The sequence below is a fragment of the Streptomyces sp. NPDC005799 genome (assembly GCF_040630525.1).
Taxonomy (GTDB): domain Bacteria; phylum Actinomycetota; class Actinomycetes; order Streptomycetales; family Streptomycetaceae; genus Streptomyces; species Streptomyces griseorubiginosus_B.
Window position 1 is genome coordinate 28,616 of record NZ_JBEXXQ010000049.1, and the last position, 16,713, is coordinate 45,328.

14 protein-coding genes are annotated in these 16,713 nt (G+C 70.2%); 9 read left to right on the plus strand and 5 right to left on the minus strand.

Annotated features, from left to right (window positions below; genetic code table 11):
• The first annotated feature begins 41 nt into the window (after positions 1-41).
• Positions 42-584 carry a bacterial proteasome activator family protein gene (locus ABZ453_RS37070; RefSeq protein ID WP_359022162.1) on the plus strand — a complete coding sequence of 181 codons (543 nt, stop codon included), beginning with the start codon at positions 42-44 and terminating at the stop codon, positions 582-584.
• Between the two features lie 65 nt (positions 585-649).
• Here the strand turns inward: ABZ453_RS37070 and ABZ453_RS37075 are convergent, their stop codons facing one another.
• Positions 650-2,269: a protein kinase gene (locus ABZ453_RS37075; protein WP_359022164.1), complete on the minus strand. Its 1,620-nt coding sequence runs from the start codon at positions 2,267-2,269 to the stop codon at positions 650-652.
• 336 nt (positions 2,270-2,605) lie between these two features.
• On the opposite strand from ABZ453_RS37075, the gene ABZ453_RS37080 reads away from it, so the two are divergent.
• On the plus strand, positions 2,606-4,171 hold the full coding sequence (locus tag ABZ453_RS37080) for a protein kinase (RefSeq protein WP_359022166.1): 1,566 nt from the start codon (positions 2,606-2,608) through the stop codon (positions 4,169-4,171).
• 111 nt (positions 4,172-4,282) lie between these two features.
• Here the strand turns inward: ABZ453_RS37080 and ABZ453_RS37085 are convergent, their stop codons facing one another.
• Positions 4,283-5,395 carry a phosphotransferase gene (locus tag ABZ453_RS37085; protein ID WP_359022168.1) on the minus strand — a complete coding sequence of 371 codons (1,113 nt, stop codon included), beginning with the start codon at positions 5,393-5,395 and terminating at the stop codon, positions 4,283-4,285.
• A 447-nt stretch (positions 5,396-5,842) separates the two neighbouring features.
• On the opposite strand from ABZ453_RS37085, the gene pdhA reads away from it, so the two are divergent.
• From pdhA to ABZ453_RS37100, 3 genes are read left to right on the plus strand one after another with little or no spacing between them, the layout of a single operon-like run.
• A complete protein-coding gene (pdhA, locus tag ABZ453_RS37090) occupies positions 5,843-6,994 on the plus strand; it encodes a pyruvate dehydrogenase (acetyl-transferring) E1 component subunit alpha (RefSeq protein WP_359022170.1) in 1,152 nt (383 codons plus the stop codon).
• 1 nt (position 6,995) lies between these two features.
• A complete protein-coding gene (locus ABZ453_RS37095; RefSeq protein WP_359022172.1) occupies positions 6,996-8,003 on the plus strand; it encodes an alpha-ketoacid dehydrogenase subunit beta in 1,008 nt (335 codons plus the stop codon).
• Between the two features lie 10 nt (positions 8,004-8,013).
• Complete coding sequence (locus tag ABZ453_RS37100; protein ID WP_359022174.1) at positions 8,014-9,444, plus strand: dihydrolipoamide acetyltransferase family protein; 1,431 nt, start codon at positions 8,014-8,016, stop codon at positions 9,442-9,444.
• A gap of 90 nt (positions 9,445-9,534) precedes the next feature.
• On the opposite strand, the gene ABZ453_RS37105 is transcribed toward ABZ453_RS37100, so the two are convergent.
• Together ABZ453_RS37105 and ABZ453_RS37110 are read right to left on the minus strand one after the other, a co-directional pair.
• Positions 9,535-10,551, minus strand: a complete 1,017-nt coding sequence (locus tag ABZ453_RS37105) for a Bro-N domain-containing protein (protein WP_359022176.1) — start codon at positions 10,549-10,551, stop codon at positions 9,535-9,537.
• A gap of 174 nt (positions 10,552-10,725) precedes the next feature.
• Positions 10,726-11,637, minus strand: coding sequence for a D-alanyl-D-alanine carboxypeptidase (locus ABZ453_RS37110; protein ID WP_359022178.1), 912 nt, complete (start codon positions 11,635-11,637; stop codon positions 10,726-10,728).
• Positions 11,638-11,867: 230 nt separating this feature from the next.
• On the opposite strand from ABZ453_RS37110, the gene ABZ453_RS37115 reads away from it, so the two are divergent.
• From ABZ453_RS37115 to ABZ453_RS37125, 3 genes are all read left to right on the plus strand, one after another.
• On the plus strand, positions 11,868-12,530 hold the full coding sequence (locus ABZ453_RS37115) for a GntR family transcriptional regulator (protein WP_359022180.1): 663 nt from the start codon (positions 11,868-11,870) through the stop codon (positions 12,528-12,530).
• Entirely contained in the window at positions 12,527-13,828 is a 1,302-nt protein-coding gene (locus ABZ453_RS37120; RefSeq protein ID WP_359022182.1) for an MFS transporter, read from the plus strand. Before ABZ453_RS37115 ends, ABZ453_RS37120 begins: the two co-directional genes overlap by 4 nt.
• Before the next feature lie 204 nt (positions 13,829-14,032).
• Positions 14,033-14,833, plus strand: coding sequence for a hypothetical protein (locus ABZ453_RS37125; protein ID WP_359022184.1), 801 nt, complete (start codon positions 14,033-14,035; stop codon positions 14,831-14,833).
• Between the two features lie 15 nt (positions 14,834-14,848).
• On the opposite strand, the gene ABZ453_RS37130 is transcribed toward ABZ453_RS37125, so the two are convergent.
• Positions 14,849-15,673, minus strand: coding sequence for a maleylpyruvate isomerase family mycothiol-dependent enzyme (locus ABZ453_RS37130; RefSeq protein WP_359022186.1), 825 nt, complete (start codon positions 15,671-15,673; stop codon positions 14,849-14,851).
• A 184-nt stretch (positions 15,674-15,857) separates the two neighbouring features.
• On the opposite strand from ABZ453_RS37130, the gene ABZ453_RS37135 reads away from it, so the two are divergent.
• Positions 15,858-16,655 carry a carbon-nitrogen family hydrolase gene (locus tag ABZ453_RS37135; RefSeq protein WP_359022188.1) on the plus strand — a complete coding sequence of 266 codons (798 nt, stop codon included), beginning with the start codon at positions 15,858-15,860 and terminating at the stop codon, positions 16,653-16,655.
• Positions 16,656-16,713: the final 58 nt, after the last annotated feature.

Below are 16,713 nucleotides of genomic sequence, written 5' to 3' on the forward strand. Positions count from 1 at the left end.
CGCCACGGTGATGAGATGCACGGGTGCGAGACAATGGCGGCATGGAGATGCCGAGGAACGAACGGTCGCCGGATAATCCCCAGATCCTGGTCGTGGGCCAGGACGGCATGGCGATTGGCGGCGGAGGCGACGATGACTCCCGCGAGATTCCGGTGACGGAGCAGGTCGAGCAGCCGGCCAAGGTGATGCGGATCGGCAGCATGATCAAGCAGCTCCTGGAAGAGGTGCGGGCGGCTCCTCTGGACGAGGCGAGCCGGGCCCGGCTCAAGGACATCCACCGCAGCTCGGTCAAGGAGCTGGAGGACGGGCTGGCACCGGAGCTGGTGGAGGAGCTGGAGCGGCTGTCGCTGCCGTTCCAGGACGAGGGCACCCCCAGCGACGCCGAACTGCGGATCGCGCAGGCCCAGCTGGTGGGCTGGCTGGAGGGCCTCTTCCACGGCATCCAGACCACGCTGTTCGCCCAGCAGATGGCCGCGCGGGCCCAGTTGGAGCAGATGCGCCGCGCCCTGCCGCCGGGGGTCTCCCCGGGCATGGGTGAGGACGGCGGCCCCGCGGCCGGCCGCTCGGGCGGACCGTACCTGTAAGCACCCGGACCACGACAAGGAATGGGCCCGGCGGCCGAACCGCCGGGCCCTTCGCACCTCGGGGCTCAGGACGCCGGATTGCCTGTCGACACGGCGAGCTCGAGCTCGACCTTCTTCGGGTCGACGTCGGTGCCGGCCGCGGGGAACTGGTTGATCACCGAGCCCTGGCCGTACGTGTTCTCGTCCAGGTTGTCGATCTTCAGCTGCCAGCCCGCGGCCTGCAGGCACTCCTTGACCGAGCCGATGTACTTGAACCGGAAGTCGGGCACCCGGATCTTGCCCGCCTCGTCGTACGACTCCTGCGGCTCGGTGCACTCCGTCTTGTCGATCGTCTTCGAGGTGTCCGGGCCGCGGTAGCCCGCCACCTGCCTCGTCGACGCGGTCGCGCTGGAACCCCCGCTCGCGCCCTTGTCCTTGTTGCCGCCCGTGTGCAGCAGCACGGCCGCGAGCAGCCCGGTGACCGCGATGATCGACACGATGACCGCGCCCACCACGACCGGCTTGTTGCTCCGGTCGCCGCCGGGGGGCGCGGGCGTGGGCGGCTGCCGCGCGATGTTGTACGGCGGCGGGGTGGACGGCTGCCCGCCGTAGGCGGCCGGCGTCGGGTAGCCGCCCTGCTGCGGATAGCCGTACGACGGTGAGGGCGCGGGCGTGGAGTACGGGTTCGGCGTCGGCGGCTGGTACGGCGTCTGGACCGGGCCGGTCGGCCCGGGCGCCGAGGTGTCGACCGGAGGGAAGACGGCGGAGCCGACACCTGCGCCGCTCTGCGTCGGGGCGCCCGGCACGATGTTCGGCGGGGCGGCCTGGAAGGACGCGGCCACGCGCAGGCACTCGTCGCGCATGGCGACGGCGTTCGGGAAGCGCTCGTTCGGGTTCTTCTTCAGCGCGCGGGCGACCAGCGCGTCCACGGCCGGGGGCAGCGCGCGGTTGACGGAGGAGGGCGGGACCGGTTCCTCCTGCACGTGCGCGTAGGCGATGGCCAGCGGGGAGTCCGCTTCGAACGGCAGCCGTCCGGTGACCAGTTGGAACAGCATGATGCCGACCGAGTACAGGTCGGAGCGGGCGTCGACGCCGCGGCCCAGGGCCTGCTCCGGCGAGAGGTACTGGGGGGTGCCGACGACCATGCCGGTCTGCGTCATCGAGGTCACACCGGACTGCATCGCGCGCGCGATGCCGAAGTCCATCACCTTGACCACGCCGCGCTTGGTCATCATCACGTTGCCCGGCTTGATGTCGCGGTGCACCAGCCCCATCTCGTGGCTGATCTCCAGCGCCGCGAGCACGTCCGCGGTGACCTTGAGCGCCTTGTCGGCGGGCATCGCGCCGAACCGCCGTACGTCCTCGTCGAGCACGGAGCCGAGGGGGCGGCCCTCGACGTACTCCATGACGATGTACGGGGTGGTCATCCCGTCGAGGGTGTCCTCGCCGGTGTCGAAGACCGAGACGATGTTGGTGTGCGTGAGCTTGGCCACGGCCTGCGCCTCGCGGCGGAAGCGCTCGCGGAAGGCCTGTTCCCGCCCGAGGTCGGTGTGGAGTGTCTTGATCGCGACCTGCCGGTCCAGCGTGGCGTCGTACGCCAGGTGCACCGAGGCCATGCCGCCCTCGCCGAGCAAGTCGCGCAGCTGATACCGGCCGCCGGCGAGCGCCCGGCCCGCGTAACGGCCCTGTGCGGCGTCCTGGCTCATGTTCCGCGTCCCCCATGGGCCTTCAGGCGCCGGCCCGGCTGTCGTTGATCGAATGGCTCATTCCCGGCCAAGTCTGCCCGAGGGCACTGACACGTCAAGCGCGGTGCCCGTTCCGTGACCGTACGCGAAAGAAGCGTCGCGCGAGCGTTACAGAGGCTGTACGGCCGGTACACAGAATTTGCACGACCACACCGGAAGACGGTTTCATGGCCGGTCCGTCTCGTGCCGGTTCCGGTCCCCTTCTCGGACCGGCGGCTTGCGTTGAGGCTGTAGCGTGGCCGACGGAGACCGTAACAACACCGCGCGCACCGCGGGCAGAAACGACGGCGAGGACTGATGGAGCAGCAGCAGCGCGCTCAGGGCCCGTCCGACCCCGAGGCGACTGGCGGCGGTATGTCAGATGCGCCGGAGATGTGGGGTAACGGCGGGCTTGTCGGGGACGGCCGGTATCGGCTGACCCGCAGACTCGGCCGAGGCGGCATGGCAGAGGTGTTCGCCGCGGAGGACGTGCGCCTGGGGCGCACCGTCGCGGTGAAGCTGCTGCGCGCCGACCTCGCGGAGGATCCGGTCTCCAAGGCCCGCTTCACCCGCGAGGCCCAGTCGGTGGCCGGCCTCAACCACCACGCGATCGTCGCCGTGTACGACTCCGGCGAGGACTACGTGGGCGGCCAGTCGGTGCCGTACATCGTGATGGAGATCGTCGAGGGCCGCACCATCCGCGACCTGCTGATCAACGCCGAGGCGCCGGGGCCCGAGCAGGCCCTGATCATCGTCTCCGGCGTCCTGGAGGCGCTCGCCTACTCGCACCAGCACGGCATCGTGCACCGCGACATCAAGCCGGCGAACGTCATCATCACGCACAACGGCGCCGTCAAGGTCATGGACTTCGGCATCGCGCGCGCCCTGCACGGCGCGTCCACGACGATGACGCAGACCGGCATGGTCATGGGCACGCCCCAGTACCTCTCCCCGGAGCAGGCGCTCGGCAAGGCCGTCGACCACCGCTCCGACCTGTACGCGACCGGCTGTCTGCTGTACGAACTCCTCGCCCTGCGGCCCCCGTTCGTCGGCGAGACCCCGCTGTCGGTGGTCTACCAGCACGTCCAGGACGTGCCCGTCCCGCCCTCGCAGATCTCGGGCGGGGAGTCCCCGCCGGAGCTCGACGGCCTCGTGATGCGCTCACTGGCCAAGGAGCCGGACGACCGCTTCCAGACCGCCGAGGAGATGCGCGGCCTCGTCCAGTACGGGCTGCAGATGCTGTACGACCAGGGCGGCCACACCGGTACCTGGAACACCGGGCCGGTCGACATGCACGACGGCCGGCACACCCCGGCCGCCGGTTTCGCCGGCACGCAGGTGCTGCCGCACCCGGCCGACGGCTCCGGCACGACGCAGATCCCGCAGCCGATCCTGCCGGGCGGCGGCTACGGCGGCGGGGACGACGGCGGCTTCGAGGGGCACGGCAACAGGGGCAGCGGCCGCGGCAAGCTGTGGATCCTGGCCGTCCTCGCGGTGATCGCCATCGCGGCGGGTGTCGCGCTGGCCCTGCAGAAGAGCGGCGGGGACGGGGGCGGCGCCGGGACCTCCCATACGCCCACCACCTCGCAGACCACCAAGGACGACACCAACAGCGACACACCGAGCGACCAGTCCACGGACCAGTCCGCCGACACCTCCACGGACGACGGCTCGGGCACGAACACCGGGTCCGGGGATTACACGCCGTCGTACACCCCGTCGTACACGCCGTCCCGGAGCGCGACCAGCCAGCCGAGCAGCCAGCCGACGAACAAGCCGACGACCTCGGAACCGACGGACACTCCCAGCGAGACGTCCCAGCCGTCGGACACGTCGGACCCCACGGGCGGCGGCCCGACCAGCGGGCTCGGCGGCCTCGGCTGACTCCGGGCGCACCCGACGACCACGCGCGCGGTGGGCCGGTGACGGGCTCCCGCACGCGTGCCGCTCACGGGGCTCTTCACGCGCGTGTAAGCCTGCTGGCCTGCCCGCCCGTCACTCGGCGAACGCCTCGCACACCGTGTCGTACTCGCGGGTCCACCACACCGCGAGGGCCGAGGCCGCCGGGAACTGGGGGTCGGCTCGGGTGTCGCCGCGTTCGTAGTGCCAGCGCAGCATCCAGAAGTCGTTGAGCCGCTCCCACCACACGCGGTGGACGGCCGCCGCGAGCTGGGAGGGCGTGGCGCCCGCCGTACGCCGGTACGCGCGCGCGTACGCCCGCACCCTCGGCAGGTCGAGGGTGCCCGCGGGCCGTACGAAGAAGATCGCGGCGGCACGTACGGCCTCCTCCGCGCGCGGGCGCAGCCCCAGCCGGTCCCAGTCGACGATCGCGGCCGGCGCGTCGCCCTTGTAGAGCAGGTTGAACGGGTGGAAGTCGCCGTGCACCCAGCCCACCGAGCCGCCCCGCGGGGGACGCCGGTCGGCGTGCTGCTCCAGCAGCGCGCGCCGCTCCAGGAGGCGGTGCCGGGCGAGTTCGTCGAAGGAGTCGGCGGGCCGGTGACGGCGCACCCGGCCGAGCAGGTCGTCGATGAGGGTGAAGGTGTCGGCGGGGTCGGCGCTCTCGGCGCGCGCGTCCGGGGCGGGCGGATGCGAGGCGGCCGGATCCGAGGCGGCCGGATCCGGGGCGGGCGGATGCGGGGTGGCCGGATCCGAGGCGCGTGCCCGCGCACGGGGCGGCATCACGCGCTCCAGGCTGGCGTGGACGATCCCCAGCAGCGCCCCCAGCCGCGCGCACTGCCCGGCGGTGAGCTGGCCGCCGTGCCGGTGCCGTCCCTCGACCCAGGGATGCAGCGCGTACGCGCGCCCGCCGACGACGGCGACCGTGCGCCCGTCCCTGCCGGGCAGCGGGGGCGCCACCGGGACGCCCAGATCCGCCAGCCGCTGGGTGGCCCGGTGCTGGCGGGCGATCGCGGCCGGGTCGGCGGTCTCGGGGTCGAAGTGGTGCTTGAGGAAGTAACGGCCCCGGGTGGTGCACAGGCGGTAGCCGCGGTTCAGCAGGCCCTGTTCGACGGGCTCACAGGCGAGGGCGGAACCGGCGGAGTACTGGCGCAACAGAGCGCCCAACGGGGGCGCGTGAGGATCGTGGGGTGGTACGGAGGAGCGCGGCACGCGGCAGATGCTAGGGCACGAGCCGGGGCTGTGAGCTGGGCGTTGTCACAGGCAGTCGCATTCGGTCACACCATGTGCTCGAAGTGGCCTTCAGGGCCACCATCGGGATTTTTCCATGCCGTGTCCGCGCAAGTCCGACACGGAAACCCTTCCCGTGACCTCGGTCACCGATATAACGTGCCGTTGTTCCGGCCCCCTGCAAGGCTGTGACCAGGACAAGTTCCGGACTCTCGGGATTTACTTGGAAATCCAAGCAAAATCCCAGGTCAGGAGGGGTTTCACAGAGATGTGGAGCACTGGGTAACGTGCCTTGTGCAGGGCGCTCGCCGGGGCACCTTGTCACGCCTGTTCCGGCCGAGTGGCACCCACCCCGTGCACGGGTGTCGGAACAGGTGAGCCGTACTGGTACCCGGCAACCCCGGGGGCCGGACCGACGGAGGAGCACACGTGACCGTGGAGAGCACTGCCGCCGCGCGCAAGCCGCGACGCAGCGCCGGGACGAAGAAGTCCCCGAGCACCAAGCCCGAACTCGTTCAGTTGCTGACGCCCGAGGGCGAGCGCCTGAAGAACGCCGAGTACGACAAGTACGTCGCCGGCATCACCCCGGAAGAGCTGCGCGGTCTCTACCGCGACATGGTCCTCACCCGTCGCTTCGACGCCGAGGCCACCGCCCTGCAGCGCCAGGGCGAGCTCGGCCTGTGGGCCTCGCTGCTGGGTCAGGAGGCCGCCCAGATCGGCTCCGGCCGGGCCACCCGCGAGGACGACTACGTCTTCCCGACCTACCGCGAGCACGGCGTCGCCTGGTGCCGCGGGGTCGACCCGACCAACCTGCTGGGCATGTTCCGCGGCGTGAACAACGGCGGCTGGGACCCCAACAGCAACAACTTCCACCTCTACACGATCGTCATCGGCTCCCAGACGCTGCACGCCACCGGCTACGCGATGGGCGTCGCCAAGGACGGCGCCGACAGCGCGGTGATCGCCTACTTCGGCGACGGTGCGTCGAGCCAGGGCGACGTGGCCGAATCGTTCACCTTCTCCGCGGTCTACAACGCACCGGTCGTGTTCTTCTGCCAGAACAACCAGTGGGCGATCTCCGAGCCGACCGAGAAGCAGACCCGGGTCCCGCTCTACCAGCGCGCCCAGGGCTACGGCTTCCCTGGCGTCCGCGTGGACGGCAACGACGTGCTGGCCTGTCTCGCGGTGACCAAGTGGGCGCTGGAGCGGGCCCGCAGCGGTGAGGGACCCACGCTGGTGGAGGCGTACACCTACCGGATGGGCGCGCACACCACCTCCGACGACCCCACCCGCTACCGGGGCGACGAGGAGCGGCTGGCCTGGGAGGCGAAGGACCCGATCCTGCGGCTTCGCCGGTACCTGGAGACCTCAAACCACACGGACGAGGGATTCTTCGCGGAACTCGAGGCCGAGTCCGAGGCGTTGGGCAGACGAGTGCGCGAGGCGGTCCGTGCCATGCCGGACCCGGACCACTTCGCCATCTTCGAGAACGTGTACGCGGACGGGCACGCGCTCGTCGACGAGGAGCGAGCCCAGTTCGCCGCCTACCAGGCGTCGTTCGCGGACGGAGAGGGGGCCTGACATGGCGGAGACCGTGACATCCAGGACGTCGACATCCAAGACCATGGCGGTGGCCAAGGCGATCAACGAGTCGCTGCGGCGCGCCCTGGACGCGGACCCCAAGGTGCTCGTCATGGGCGAGGACGTCGGCAAGCTCGGCGGTGTCTTCCGGGTGACGGACGGCCTGCAGAAGGACTTCGGCGAGAGCCGCGTCATCGACACCCCGCTCGCCGAGTCCGGCATCGTCGGCACGGCGATCGGCCTCGCGCTACGCGGCTACCGCCCGGTCGTGGAGATCCAGTTCGACGGCTTCGTCTTCCCGGCCTACGACCAGATCGTCACCCAGCTCGCCAAGATGCACGCGCGTTCCCTGGGCAAGGTCAAGCTCCCGGTCGTCGTCCGCATCCCGTACGGCGGCGGCATCGGCGCGGTCGAGCACCACTCCGAGTCCCCGGAGTCCCTGTTCGCGCACGTGTCGGGTCTGAAGGTGGTCAGCCCCTCCAACGCCTCGGACGCCTACTGGATGATGCAGCAGGCCATCCAGAGCGACGATCCGGTGATCTTCTTCGAGCCCAAGCGCCGGTACTGGGACAAGGCCGAGGTCGACCCGGAGGCCATCCCCGGCCCGCTGCACAAGGCGCGGACCGTGCGCACGGGCACCGACCTGACCCTGGTCGCGTACGGCCCGATGGCGAAGCTCTGCCAGGAGGTGGCCGACGCGGCCGCCGAGGAGGGCAAGTCGCTGGAGGTCCTGGACCTGCGCTCCATCTCCCCGCTGGACTTCGACTCGATCCAGACCTCGGTGGAGAAGACCCGCCGGCTGGTCGTCGTCCACGAGGCACCGGTGTTCTTCGGCTCGGGCGCGGAGATCGCCGCCCGGATCACCGAGCGCTGCTTCTACCACCTGGAGGCACCGGTGCTCCGGGTAGGCGGCTACCACGCCCCGTACCCGCCGGCCCGGCTGGAGGAGGAGTACCTGCCGGGCCTGGACCGGGTGCTCGACGCCGTCGACCGCGCCCTGGCGTACTGAGGAGAGGGTCGTGACGACGATGACGCAAGCGTCCGTACGCGAGTTCAAGATGCCGGACGTGGGCGAGGGGCTCACCGAGGCGGAGATCCTCAAGTGGTACGTGCAGCCCGGCGACACGGTCACCGACGGCCAGGTGGTGTGCGAGGTGGAGACGGCCAAGGCGGCCGTCGAACTGCCCATCCCGTACGACGGCGTGGTGCGCGACCTGCACTTCCCCGAGGGCACCACGGTCGACGTGGGCACGCCGATCATCGCGGTGGATGTCTCCGGCGGTGCGGCTCCCGCCGAGGTTCCCGCCCAGGCGCCGGCCGAGACCGCCGCCCCTGCCGAGACCGCCGAGGAGAAGAAGCCCGAGGGTTCGGGCCGCCAGCCGGTCCTCGTGGGCTATGGCGTGGCGACGTCCTCCACCAGGCGCCGGCCGCGCAAGGGCCCGGAGGTCCTGGTCTCCCAGGCGTCGACGGCGGTCCAGACCGAGCTCAACGGCCACGGCGGGCCGGCGCCGGCCGCCGAGACCGCCGTTACGGCCGACAAGCCCCGGCCGCTGGCCAAGCCGCCGGTGCGCAAGCTGGCCAAGGACCTGGGCGTCGACCTCGCGACGGTGGTCCCGTCCGGCCCCGACGGCATCATCACCCGCGATGACGTCCACGCGGCGGTGGCCTCGACGCAGGCGCCGGAAGCGGCGGTGGAGGCACCGTCCGCGCCTGCGGTCGCTCCCGCGCCCGTGCCGACGTACGACACGGCCCGTGAGACGCGTATCCCCGTCAAGGGTGTCCGCAAGATGACCGCGCAGGCGATGGTCGGGTCGGCGTTCACCGCGCCGCACGTCACGGAGTTCGTGACGGTGGACGTGACGCGGACGATGAAGCTGGTGGAGGAGCTCAAGCAGGACAAGGAGTTCGCGGGTCTGCGGGTGAATCCGCTCCTGCTGATCGCCAAGGCCCTGCTGGTGGCGATCAAGCGGAACCCCGACATCAACGCCTCCTGGGACGAGGCCTCCCAGGAGATCGTCCTCAAGCACTACGTCAACCTGGGTATCGCGGCGGCCACTCCTCGGGGGCTGATCGTCCCGAACATCAAGGACGCCCACGCGAAGACGCTGCCGCAGCTCGCCGAGTCCCTGGGCGAGCTGGTCTCCACGGCCCGCGAGGGCAAGACGTCCCCGGCCGCCATGCAGGGCGGCACGGTGACCATCACCAACGTCGGCGTCTTCGGCGTCGACACGGGCACGCCGATCCTCAACCCCGGGGAGTCCGCGATCCTCGCGGTCGGCGCGATCAAGCTCCAGCCGTGGGTCCACAAGGGCAAGGTGAAGCCACGTCAGGTCACCACCCTGGCCCTCAGCTTCGACCACCGCCTGGTCGACGGCGAACTGGGCTCCAAGGTCCTCGCGGACGTGGCGGCGATCCTGGAACAGCCGAAGAGGTTGATCAGCTGGGCGTGAGGTGCCTGCGGGGCGGGGTAAGTTGAAACATGTAGGGACGGCCGCAACTTCGGATTGCGGCCGTCCCTTTGTTCATTCAGCGGCCCCGGCTCAGTTCAGCACGTAGACCGGCGCCCCGTCCTCGGATGCACCCTGCGGTCGGATGCAGGCGTGCTTGCGCAGCAGTCGCAGGCACTCGTTGACTCGCTGCACGGACAACCCCGTACGGGCGGCGATCACTTCGAGCGGCTGCCGGAGTTCACCCTCCTCGACGAGCACCGGTGCGATGACAACGGCCACGGTCCAGACGTCCTCCGTCACGGCCAGCCTTCGACGCCAGTCGGCCAGAACGGATTCCGTGGTCGGTGGTGCGGGGCTGTCGGCGGTGGGCGGTGCCGGACGCTGGAAGGCCAGCATGTCGAGACGGTCCGCGATGCGTTCCATTGCCAGGGCGATGGTCTGCTGTGCGGCGAGGGTGGCGCGCTGCAGATCGAGCATTTCCTGCTGGGTGTCGGCGATCTTCTGTTGTGTGCCTGCGATCTTCTGCTGCGTGTCCACGATCTCCTGTTGCAGGGCGAGCGATTTGTGCTGCGTGACTGCGAACTGTTCGTCGGCCTGGAGATTGCGTTCCTCCAGCCGCACGATCGCTTCGGCGACCTGCTCCGGCATGGCGTATGCGATGGGGGCGCCGGGTTCGGGGGACTGCACTTCGGCTTCTTCGAGGGTATAGGAGCCCTCCCTCTGGACGGTCTCGATCACTTCGGCGGCCCATTGCTTGAAGGGCAGGCAGGCGGGCTTCGTGCACGCGTTGACCAGAAGGATCAGGCCCTGGAGAGAGATGACGTTCAGGTCTCGACGCCACTCTCTACCTGCGGGAATGCTGAGACCGTAACCTCCAGTTAGGGTCTCGAGAATGTCTCGATGCTCTGCCGGGACGTGATCTGACAGGGCTTTCTGCGGGTTGGTGTGTCCCAACTGCTTGCACACATCCACCGCCGGAAACCAGTGGGCACCGCCCGGCATGGTCAGCCGTCGGATCCTGGCCCCCGTCGCCGCATACACGAAGTCGCTGACGTCGATCGCGTCCTGTCGCTTGCCCGCGTCGGGCTGCTTGCTGGGTTCGTTCATGTGAACCACCTCCGCTGCGGAACCTAGGGCGGAGGAAATCGAATATGCCAGCTGGCGTATTGATGTTCACTTGTGCGAGCGAAGTTCGACGATTCCGCTTGCCGGTGGCTGTACATGGGTGAAGGGCCCCTCGCCAGTGACGAGGGGCCCTTCGGGCAGGACGGTGACTCGGGGTCAGCCGAGCTTGGCGAAGCCGTAGTTCATCAGCTTCTTCGCGTCCGCCTCGCGGTTCGGGATGGACGTGGAGGACAGCACCGTGCCGATGACCGTCTTGCCGCCCCGCGTCGCGGCGAAGACCAGGCAGTAGCCGGCCTCCGGACCCGAGCCGGTCTTGACACCGATCGTGCCGCTGTAGCTGCTGAGCAGGCCATTGGTGTTGGTCCAGGCGGCCATCGTGCGGGTGGAGCCCGTCTTCGTGATCGTCTTCGCCGTGTACGACTTCGTCTTGACGACCGCGCGGAAGTTGGCGTTCTTCATCGCGCTGCTGGCGATCTTCGTCAGGTCGCGCGGCGTCGAGTAGTTGTTGCCGTTGCCGATGCCGTCGAACGAGTCGAAGTGCGTGTTCGTCAGGTGCAGGTCCGACGCGGCCTTGTTCATCTTGCCGATGAACGACTTCACGCGCGCGGCCCGGGTCGTGCCGGAGCCGTAGGTGTCGGCGAGCGCGTACGCGGCGTCGCAGCCGGACGGCAGCATCAGCCCGTACAGCAGCTGACGGACGGTGACCTTGTCGCCGACGATCAGGTGGGCCTGGGAGGCGTTGTTGGCGACGACGTAGTCGCTGTACGCCTTCTGGATCGTGACCTTCTTGTCCAGGTTCAGGTTCGACTGCGCGAGCACGACCTTGGCGGTCATGATCTTCGTGGTCGAGCCCGTCGAACGCTTGGTGTCCGCCGCCTTGGTGTACAGCGTCGACCCGTTCGCGTTGTTCATCACGTAGCCGCCCTTGGCCACGATCGAGGGCGTGGTGACGGCCTGCGCGGGTGCCGCGGCGAAGGCCCCGGCCGCGAGAACGGCGCCGGCGGTGACGGTGACCGCGGCGGCTCGGCGGAGGCGGCTGCCCTTGGTGCCGGTGATGGCGGTAATCAACTGAAATACCCCGATTAGGTTGAAAGCCCCTGATATGCGGCCGAGTTGGATGGGGAGCGAATGGGGCCGCACGTGTGAGACACGTAAATAGCACAGTTGGTTGCACCGTTGCTGTGTGGGGTTCCCGTGACGGGTGATTCGTCCGCATGTTGTGCGCCCGGATCTCTCCACGCCCGTCCGGATGGTGGACCGGATCCCTCATGCGTACGTGATGTATCTATGCTGTTCGCATGAGCAGCCCGGGGACCCTGACCGCCAAGCGACCGCCCGCCGCCGACCGCGTCTACACCCACGTCAAGCAGGGCGTCCTGGAGCGCCGGTACGAGGGCGGGACCCTGCTCACCGAGGGCGAGCTCGCCGAGGCCGTCGGGGTCTCGCGCACCCCGGTGCGCGAGGCGCTGCTGCGCCTGGAGGTGGAAGGGCTGATCAGGCTCTACCCGAAGAAGGGCGCCCTCGTTCTGCCGGTCTCCGCGCAGGAGATCGCGGACGTGGTCGAGACCCGGCTGCTGGTCGAGGTGCACGCGGCGAGGAAGGCGGTACCCGCTCCGGCCGGCCTCGTCGAGCGGCTCGAGGAGTTGCTGGCCCGGCAGAAGCAGCAGGCCGCCGACGGCGACCTCGCCGGGGTCGCGGTCACCGACCGCTGCTTCCACGCCGAGATCGTCCGCAGCGGCGGCAACGAGATCCTCTCCCGTCTCTACGACCAGCTCCGCGACCGCCAGCTGCGCATGGGCGTCGCGATCATGCACTCGCACCCCGACCGGATCGCCAAGACCCTCGTCGAGCACGAGGAGATCCTCGAGGCGCTGCGCTCCGGGGACGCGGAGGCGGCCGTCGGGATCGTCCACCGGCATGTGGGCTGGTTCTCGCACCTGGCCCGGGGTGAGGTGCGATGAGCTCCTCCTCGGCCACCCTCCCGGGCGATCCTCCGGGCGGCCGGCGCGCGATCGCCGTCTGGGGCATCGGCGTCTCCGTCTACTTCGTCGCCGTCATCTTCCGTACGTCCCTGGGCGTGGCCGGCCTCGACGCGGCCGACCGCTTCCATGTGAACGCCTCGGCGCTGTCGACCTTCTCGATCCTGCAGCTGCTGGTCTACGCCGGCATGCAGATACCGGTAGGCCTGCTGGTGGACCGGCTCGGCACCAAGAAGGTGCTGGCCCTGGGCACCGTGCTGTTCACGGCGGGGCAGCTCGGTTTCGCGTTCTCGCCCACCTACGGCACGGCCCTCGCCTCCCGAGCGCTGCTCGGTTGCGGCGACGCGATGACGTTCATCAGCGTGCTGCGGCTGGGCAGCCGCTGGTTCCCGGTCCGCCGCGGCCCGCTGGTCGCGCAGCTCGCGGGGCTGGTCGGCATGGCGGGCAACCTGGTCTCCACCCTGGTCCTGGCCCGCCTGCTGCACGCCGTCGGCTGGACGCCGGCCTTCGCGGGCAGCGCCGTCGCCGGTGTCGTCGTCCTGGTCCTGATGCTGCTGTTCCTCAAGGACCACCCCGAGGGCCACGAGCCGGAGCCCTTCCCGCACCAGGGCGCCGCGTACGTACGACGCCAGATCGCCGCTTCCTGGCGGGAGCCGGGGACACGGCTGGGTCTGTGGGTGCACTTCACGACCCAGTTCCCGGCGATGGTGTTCCTGCTGCTGTGGGGCCTGCCGTTCCTGGTCCGGGCGCAGGGCCTGTCCCGCGCCACGGCCGGTGAACTCCTCACCCTGGTCGTCCTGTCGAACATGGTCGTCGGGCTGGTCTACGGCCAGATCGTCGCCCGGCACCACACGGCCCGGCTGCCACTGGCGCTCGGCACAGTGGGGGCGACGGCCCTGATGTGGGCGGTCACGCTGGCCTACCCCGGCGAGCACGCGCCGATGTGGCTGCTGGTCACGCTCTGCACGGTGCTGGGGGCGTGCGGCCCGGCGTCGATGATCGGCTTCGACTTCGCGCGGCCGGCCAACCCGCCGGAGCGTCAGGGCACGGCCTCCGGGATCACCAACATGGGTGGTTTCGTCGCCTCGATGACGACGCTGTTCCTGATCGGCGTGCTCCTGGACGCCACCGGAGACGACTACACCATCGCCTTCTCCTCGGTGTTCGTGCTGCAGGCGCTGGGCGTCAGCCAGATCCTGCGGCTGCGGCGCCGGGTCGCCCGGCGGGAGCGGGAGCGGCTGGTGGCCAGCCGGGTGGAGACGGTGCACGTGCCCGCGTGAACCGGGTGGAGACGGTTCGCGTAGCCGTGTGACCCTCCGGTTCATGCCAACGGGCCTTCACAGCCGACGTGTCGCTGTGTCATGGGCGTGTGACAGGGGTGTCGTGAAGCGGGGACGGGCGTGACCTGCGGGGCCTTCGGGAGCTCATAGTCGTCGAACGAGCGAACGCCGTACTCGCTTCCGACGCTCCCGAAGGGAACCCCGATGTACCGCCACCTGCACAAGGCCGCCCTCGTCACCGCCGCGATCACGGCCGGCCTGCTGATGACGGCGTGTCAGAGCGGCTCCTCGCACAGCGGTGGCACGACCGGTGGCGGCAACTCCCAGCACACGTCGACGTCGAAGACCTCGTCGAAGGGGACCTCGAAGGTGTCCAAGACCTCGAAGCGCTCCCACGTCTCCGGCACGAGCGCCCGGACCACCGCCTCCGGCACCGCCCGGGGCGTCAGCGCGACCGTCACCGGCGGCACGGTCGGCTACCTCGCCCCCGGCAAGTACACCGTCCATGTCCCCGGCCGCACCGACCAGGCCTTCTTCACCACCACCGACACCGAGGTCCACGGCGCCGGAAAGATCTGCGGCAGCCCCCGCTCCGAGGCCCGTCCGCGCTGCACCCTCGACCAGTTGGAGACGGCCACCAGGAAGGCCCCCGTCACCGCCGACGTCACGATCAGGAACGGCGTCGCCACCGTCGTCCGCGAACGCCACGACGTCGACAGCGGCGGCACCGGTGGCTCGGGCGTGAACGCCACCTACGACGGCACCGTCTCCTACCTCGCCCCGGGCAAGTACACGGTCGCCCCGAAGCAGGGCGGCACCCCGCAGGCCTTCTACGTCGCGAACGACACCGTCGTGCACGGCGCCGGCGGCATCTGCGGCAGCCCCATGTCGCAGTCGATGTCCACGTGCACCCTCGACCAGCTGGAGACCGCAGCCAAGAAGGGCGTGGCGGCGAAGGTCGTCATCGCCGACGGCGTGGCCACCTCCGTCACCGAGGACCGCTGAACCGAGCGACGCGGACTACGGCGTCACCGCGAAGTTGCGCAGGACGGCCGCCGTCAGCTCCGGATCGCCCTCCGCCTTCACCCGGTCCGCCACCGCCTCCGGCGTCACCCGGCCGCAGGCCAGGCGTACGAACGTCTCCCAGTCCAGGGTGAAGGTCGCGGCGGGCCCGAGCGCGGGGGCCGTCTCCAGCGTGCCGCGGCCCTGGATGTCGACCCTGATGGTGCGCAGGAACTCCACCGGCCCGTGCACGTCGAAGACGATCGCCGAACTGCGCGGCGCGTTCGCCCGCTCGGCCACCACCGCGGGCAGTTCGCCGAGGAGCACATCCCGGGCGATGTGCGCGCCGGGGGAGTCGAGGTTGCCGGGACGGCCCAGCGCGGCGCGCAGGTCCTGCTCGTGCACCCACACGTTGAACGCGTGGCCCCGCATGGCCTTCTCCAGCGTCAGCTCGGTGCCGAGCGGACCGCGCACCTTGGTGCCCGGGGCGCGCGACTCGTTGCGCAGCTGGCGGTTGCGCCGGATGATCACGTACTCCAGCTCGGAGGTCATCTCCGGCGCCGTGTGGTGACGGCGGACGTCGACCTGCATCTCCATGTAGCGCTGGAGGTCGTTGGTGACGTGGAACAGGTCCCGCGGCAGCGTGTGGATGGGGCGCGGGTCGCCGAGCATCTCGCAGTCCAGGCCCATGACATGGGAGACCACGTCCCGGACCGACCAGCCGGGGCAGGGCGTGCGCCGGTTCCACTCTCCCTCCACGAGCGGCCCCACCAGTTCGGATATGGCTTCGATGGAGTGGGTCCAGGCGTCGGCGTAGGGCTGGAGGGTGGGATGCAGACTCACGGAACGGGACCCCTCGGCGGTCGGTACACGGGCGGTGGTGGCGGCGTTGCCAGTGGGAGGTGGCGGCTGCTGTCGGCGGGTGTCTTGGAACGCTAAGTTACGCTGCTGTGAGGCACCCCGGCAGTGCTTTCGTGTGACGATCGTAGGCCCGTGTGGACGGCTCGAATGCCAGGACGGTGGTAGTGTGCGCGCCTCTCTGCTCCAGATCGACGTGAACGAGGGCGAATCGGTCGAATCCCGTCGGCGTCGGGTGGCCTCGCTGGTACGGGAGCAGGCCGGGGCGGATCTCGTCGTCCTGCCCGAGCTGTGGACCACGGGCGCCTTCGCGTACGAGCGGTTCGCCGCCGACGCCGAGCCGCTTCAGGGGCCGACGTACGAGGCGATGGCGAAGGCCGCGAGCGACGCGGGCGTGTGGCTGCACGCGGGCTCGATCCCCGAACAGGACCCTGCGGGCCCTCTCTACAACACCTCCCTCCTCTTCTCACCCTCCGGCGACTTGGCCGCCGCCTACCGCAAGATCCACCGCTTCGGCTTCGACAAGGGCGAGGCCGTGCTGATGGGTGCCGGACGCGAGCTGGTGACGGTCCGTCTGCCCGACACCACCCTCGGCGTCGCCACCTGCTACGACCTCCGTTTCCCCGAACTGTTCCGCTCGCTCGTCGACTCCGGCGCCGAGACCCTCGTCGTCCCGGCGGGCTGGCCGGAGCGCCGCCGGGCGCACTGGACGCTGCTGGCCCAGGCGCGGGCGGTCGAGAACCAGGCGTTCGTGCTCGCCTGTGGAACGGCCGGGACGCATGCCGGAGTTCCGCAGGCGGGTCACTCGATCGTGGTGGATCCGTGGGGCGAGGTGCTGGCCGAGGCGGGGGCCGGCGAGGAGGTGCTCACCGTCGACTTCGACCCGGCGAAGGTGGCGGCGACCCGGGAGCAGTTCCCGGCCCTGAAGGACCGCGTCCTGGGCCTGGAGCCCCCGCACGCGTTCTGAGGCCGGCCGGAAGCCTCGCTCACGCACTCCGAGCGTCCGGAAGGCCTCAGCCTCCGAG

Bases quoted from the DNA above. Each gene is read 5' to 3' on its own strand.
- ABZ453_RS37070 (WP_359022162.1), top strand. From the start codon at position 42: ATGGAGATGCCGAGGAACGAACGGTCGCCGGATAATCCCCAGATCCTG.
- ABZ453_RS37075 (WP_359022164.1), bottom strand. From the start codon at position 2,269: ATGAGCCAGGACGCCGCACAGGGCCGTTACGCGGGCCGGGCGCTCGCC.
- ABZ453_RS37080 (WP_359022166.1), top strand. From the start codon at position 2,606: ATGGAGCAGCAGCAGCGCGCTCAGGGCCCGTCCGACCCCGAGGCGACT.
- ABZ453_RS37095 (WP_359022172.1), top strand. From the start codon at position 6,996: ATGGCGGAGACCGTGACATCCAGGACGTCGACATCCAAGACCATGGCG.
- ABZ453_RS37105 (WP_359022176.1), bottom strand. From the start codon at position 10,551: ATGAACGAACCCAGCAAGCAGCCCGACGCGGGCAAGCGACAGGACGCG.
- ABZ453_RS37115 (WP_359022180.1), top strand. From the start codon at position 11,868: ATGAGCAGCCCGGGGACCCTGACCGCCAAGCGACCGCCCGCCGCCGAC.
- ABZ453_RS37120 (WP_359022182.1), top strand. From the start codon at position 12,527: ATGAGCTCCTCCTCGGCCACCCTCCCGGGCGATCCTCCGGGCGGCCGG.
- ABZ453_RS37125 (WP_359022184.1), top strand. From the start codon at position 14,033: ATGTACCGCCACCTGCACAAGGCCGCCCTCGTCACCGCCGCGATCACG.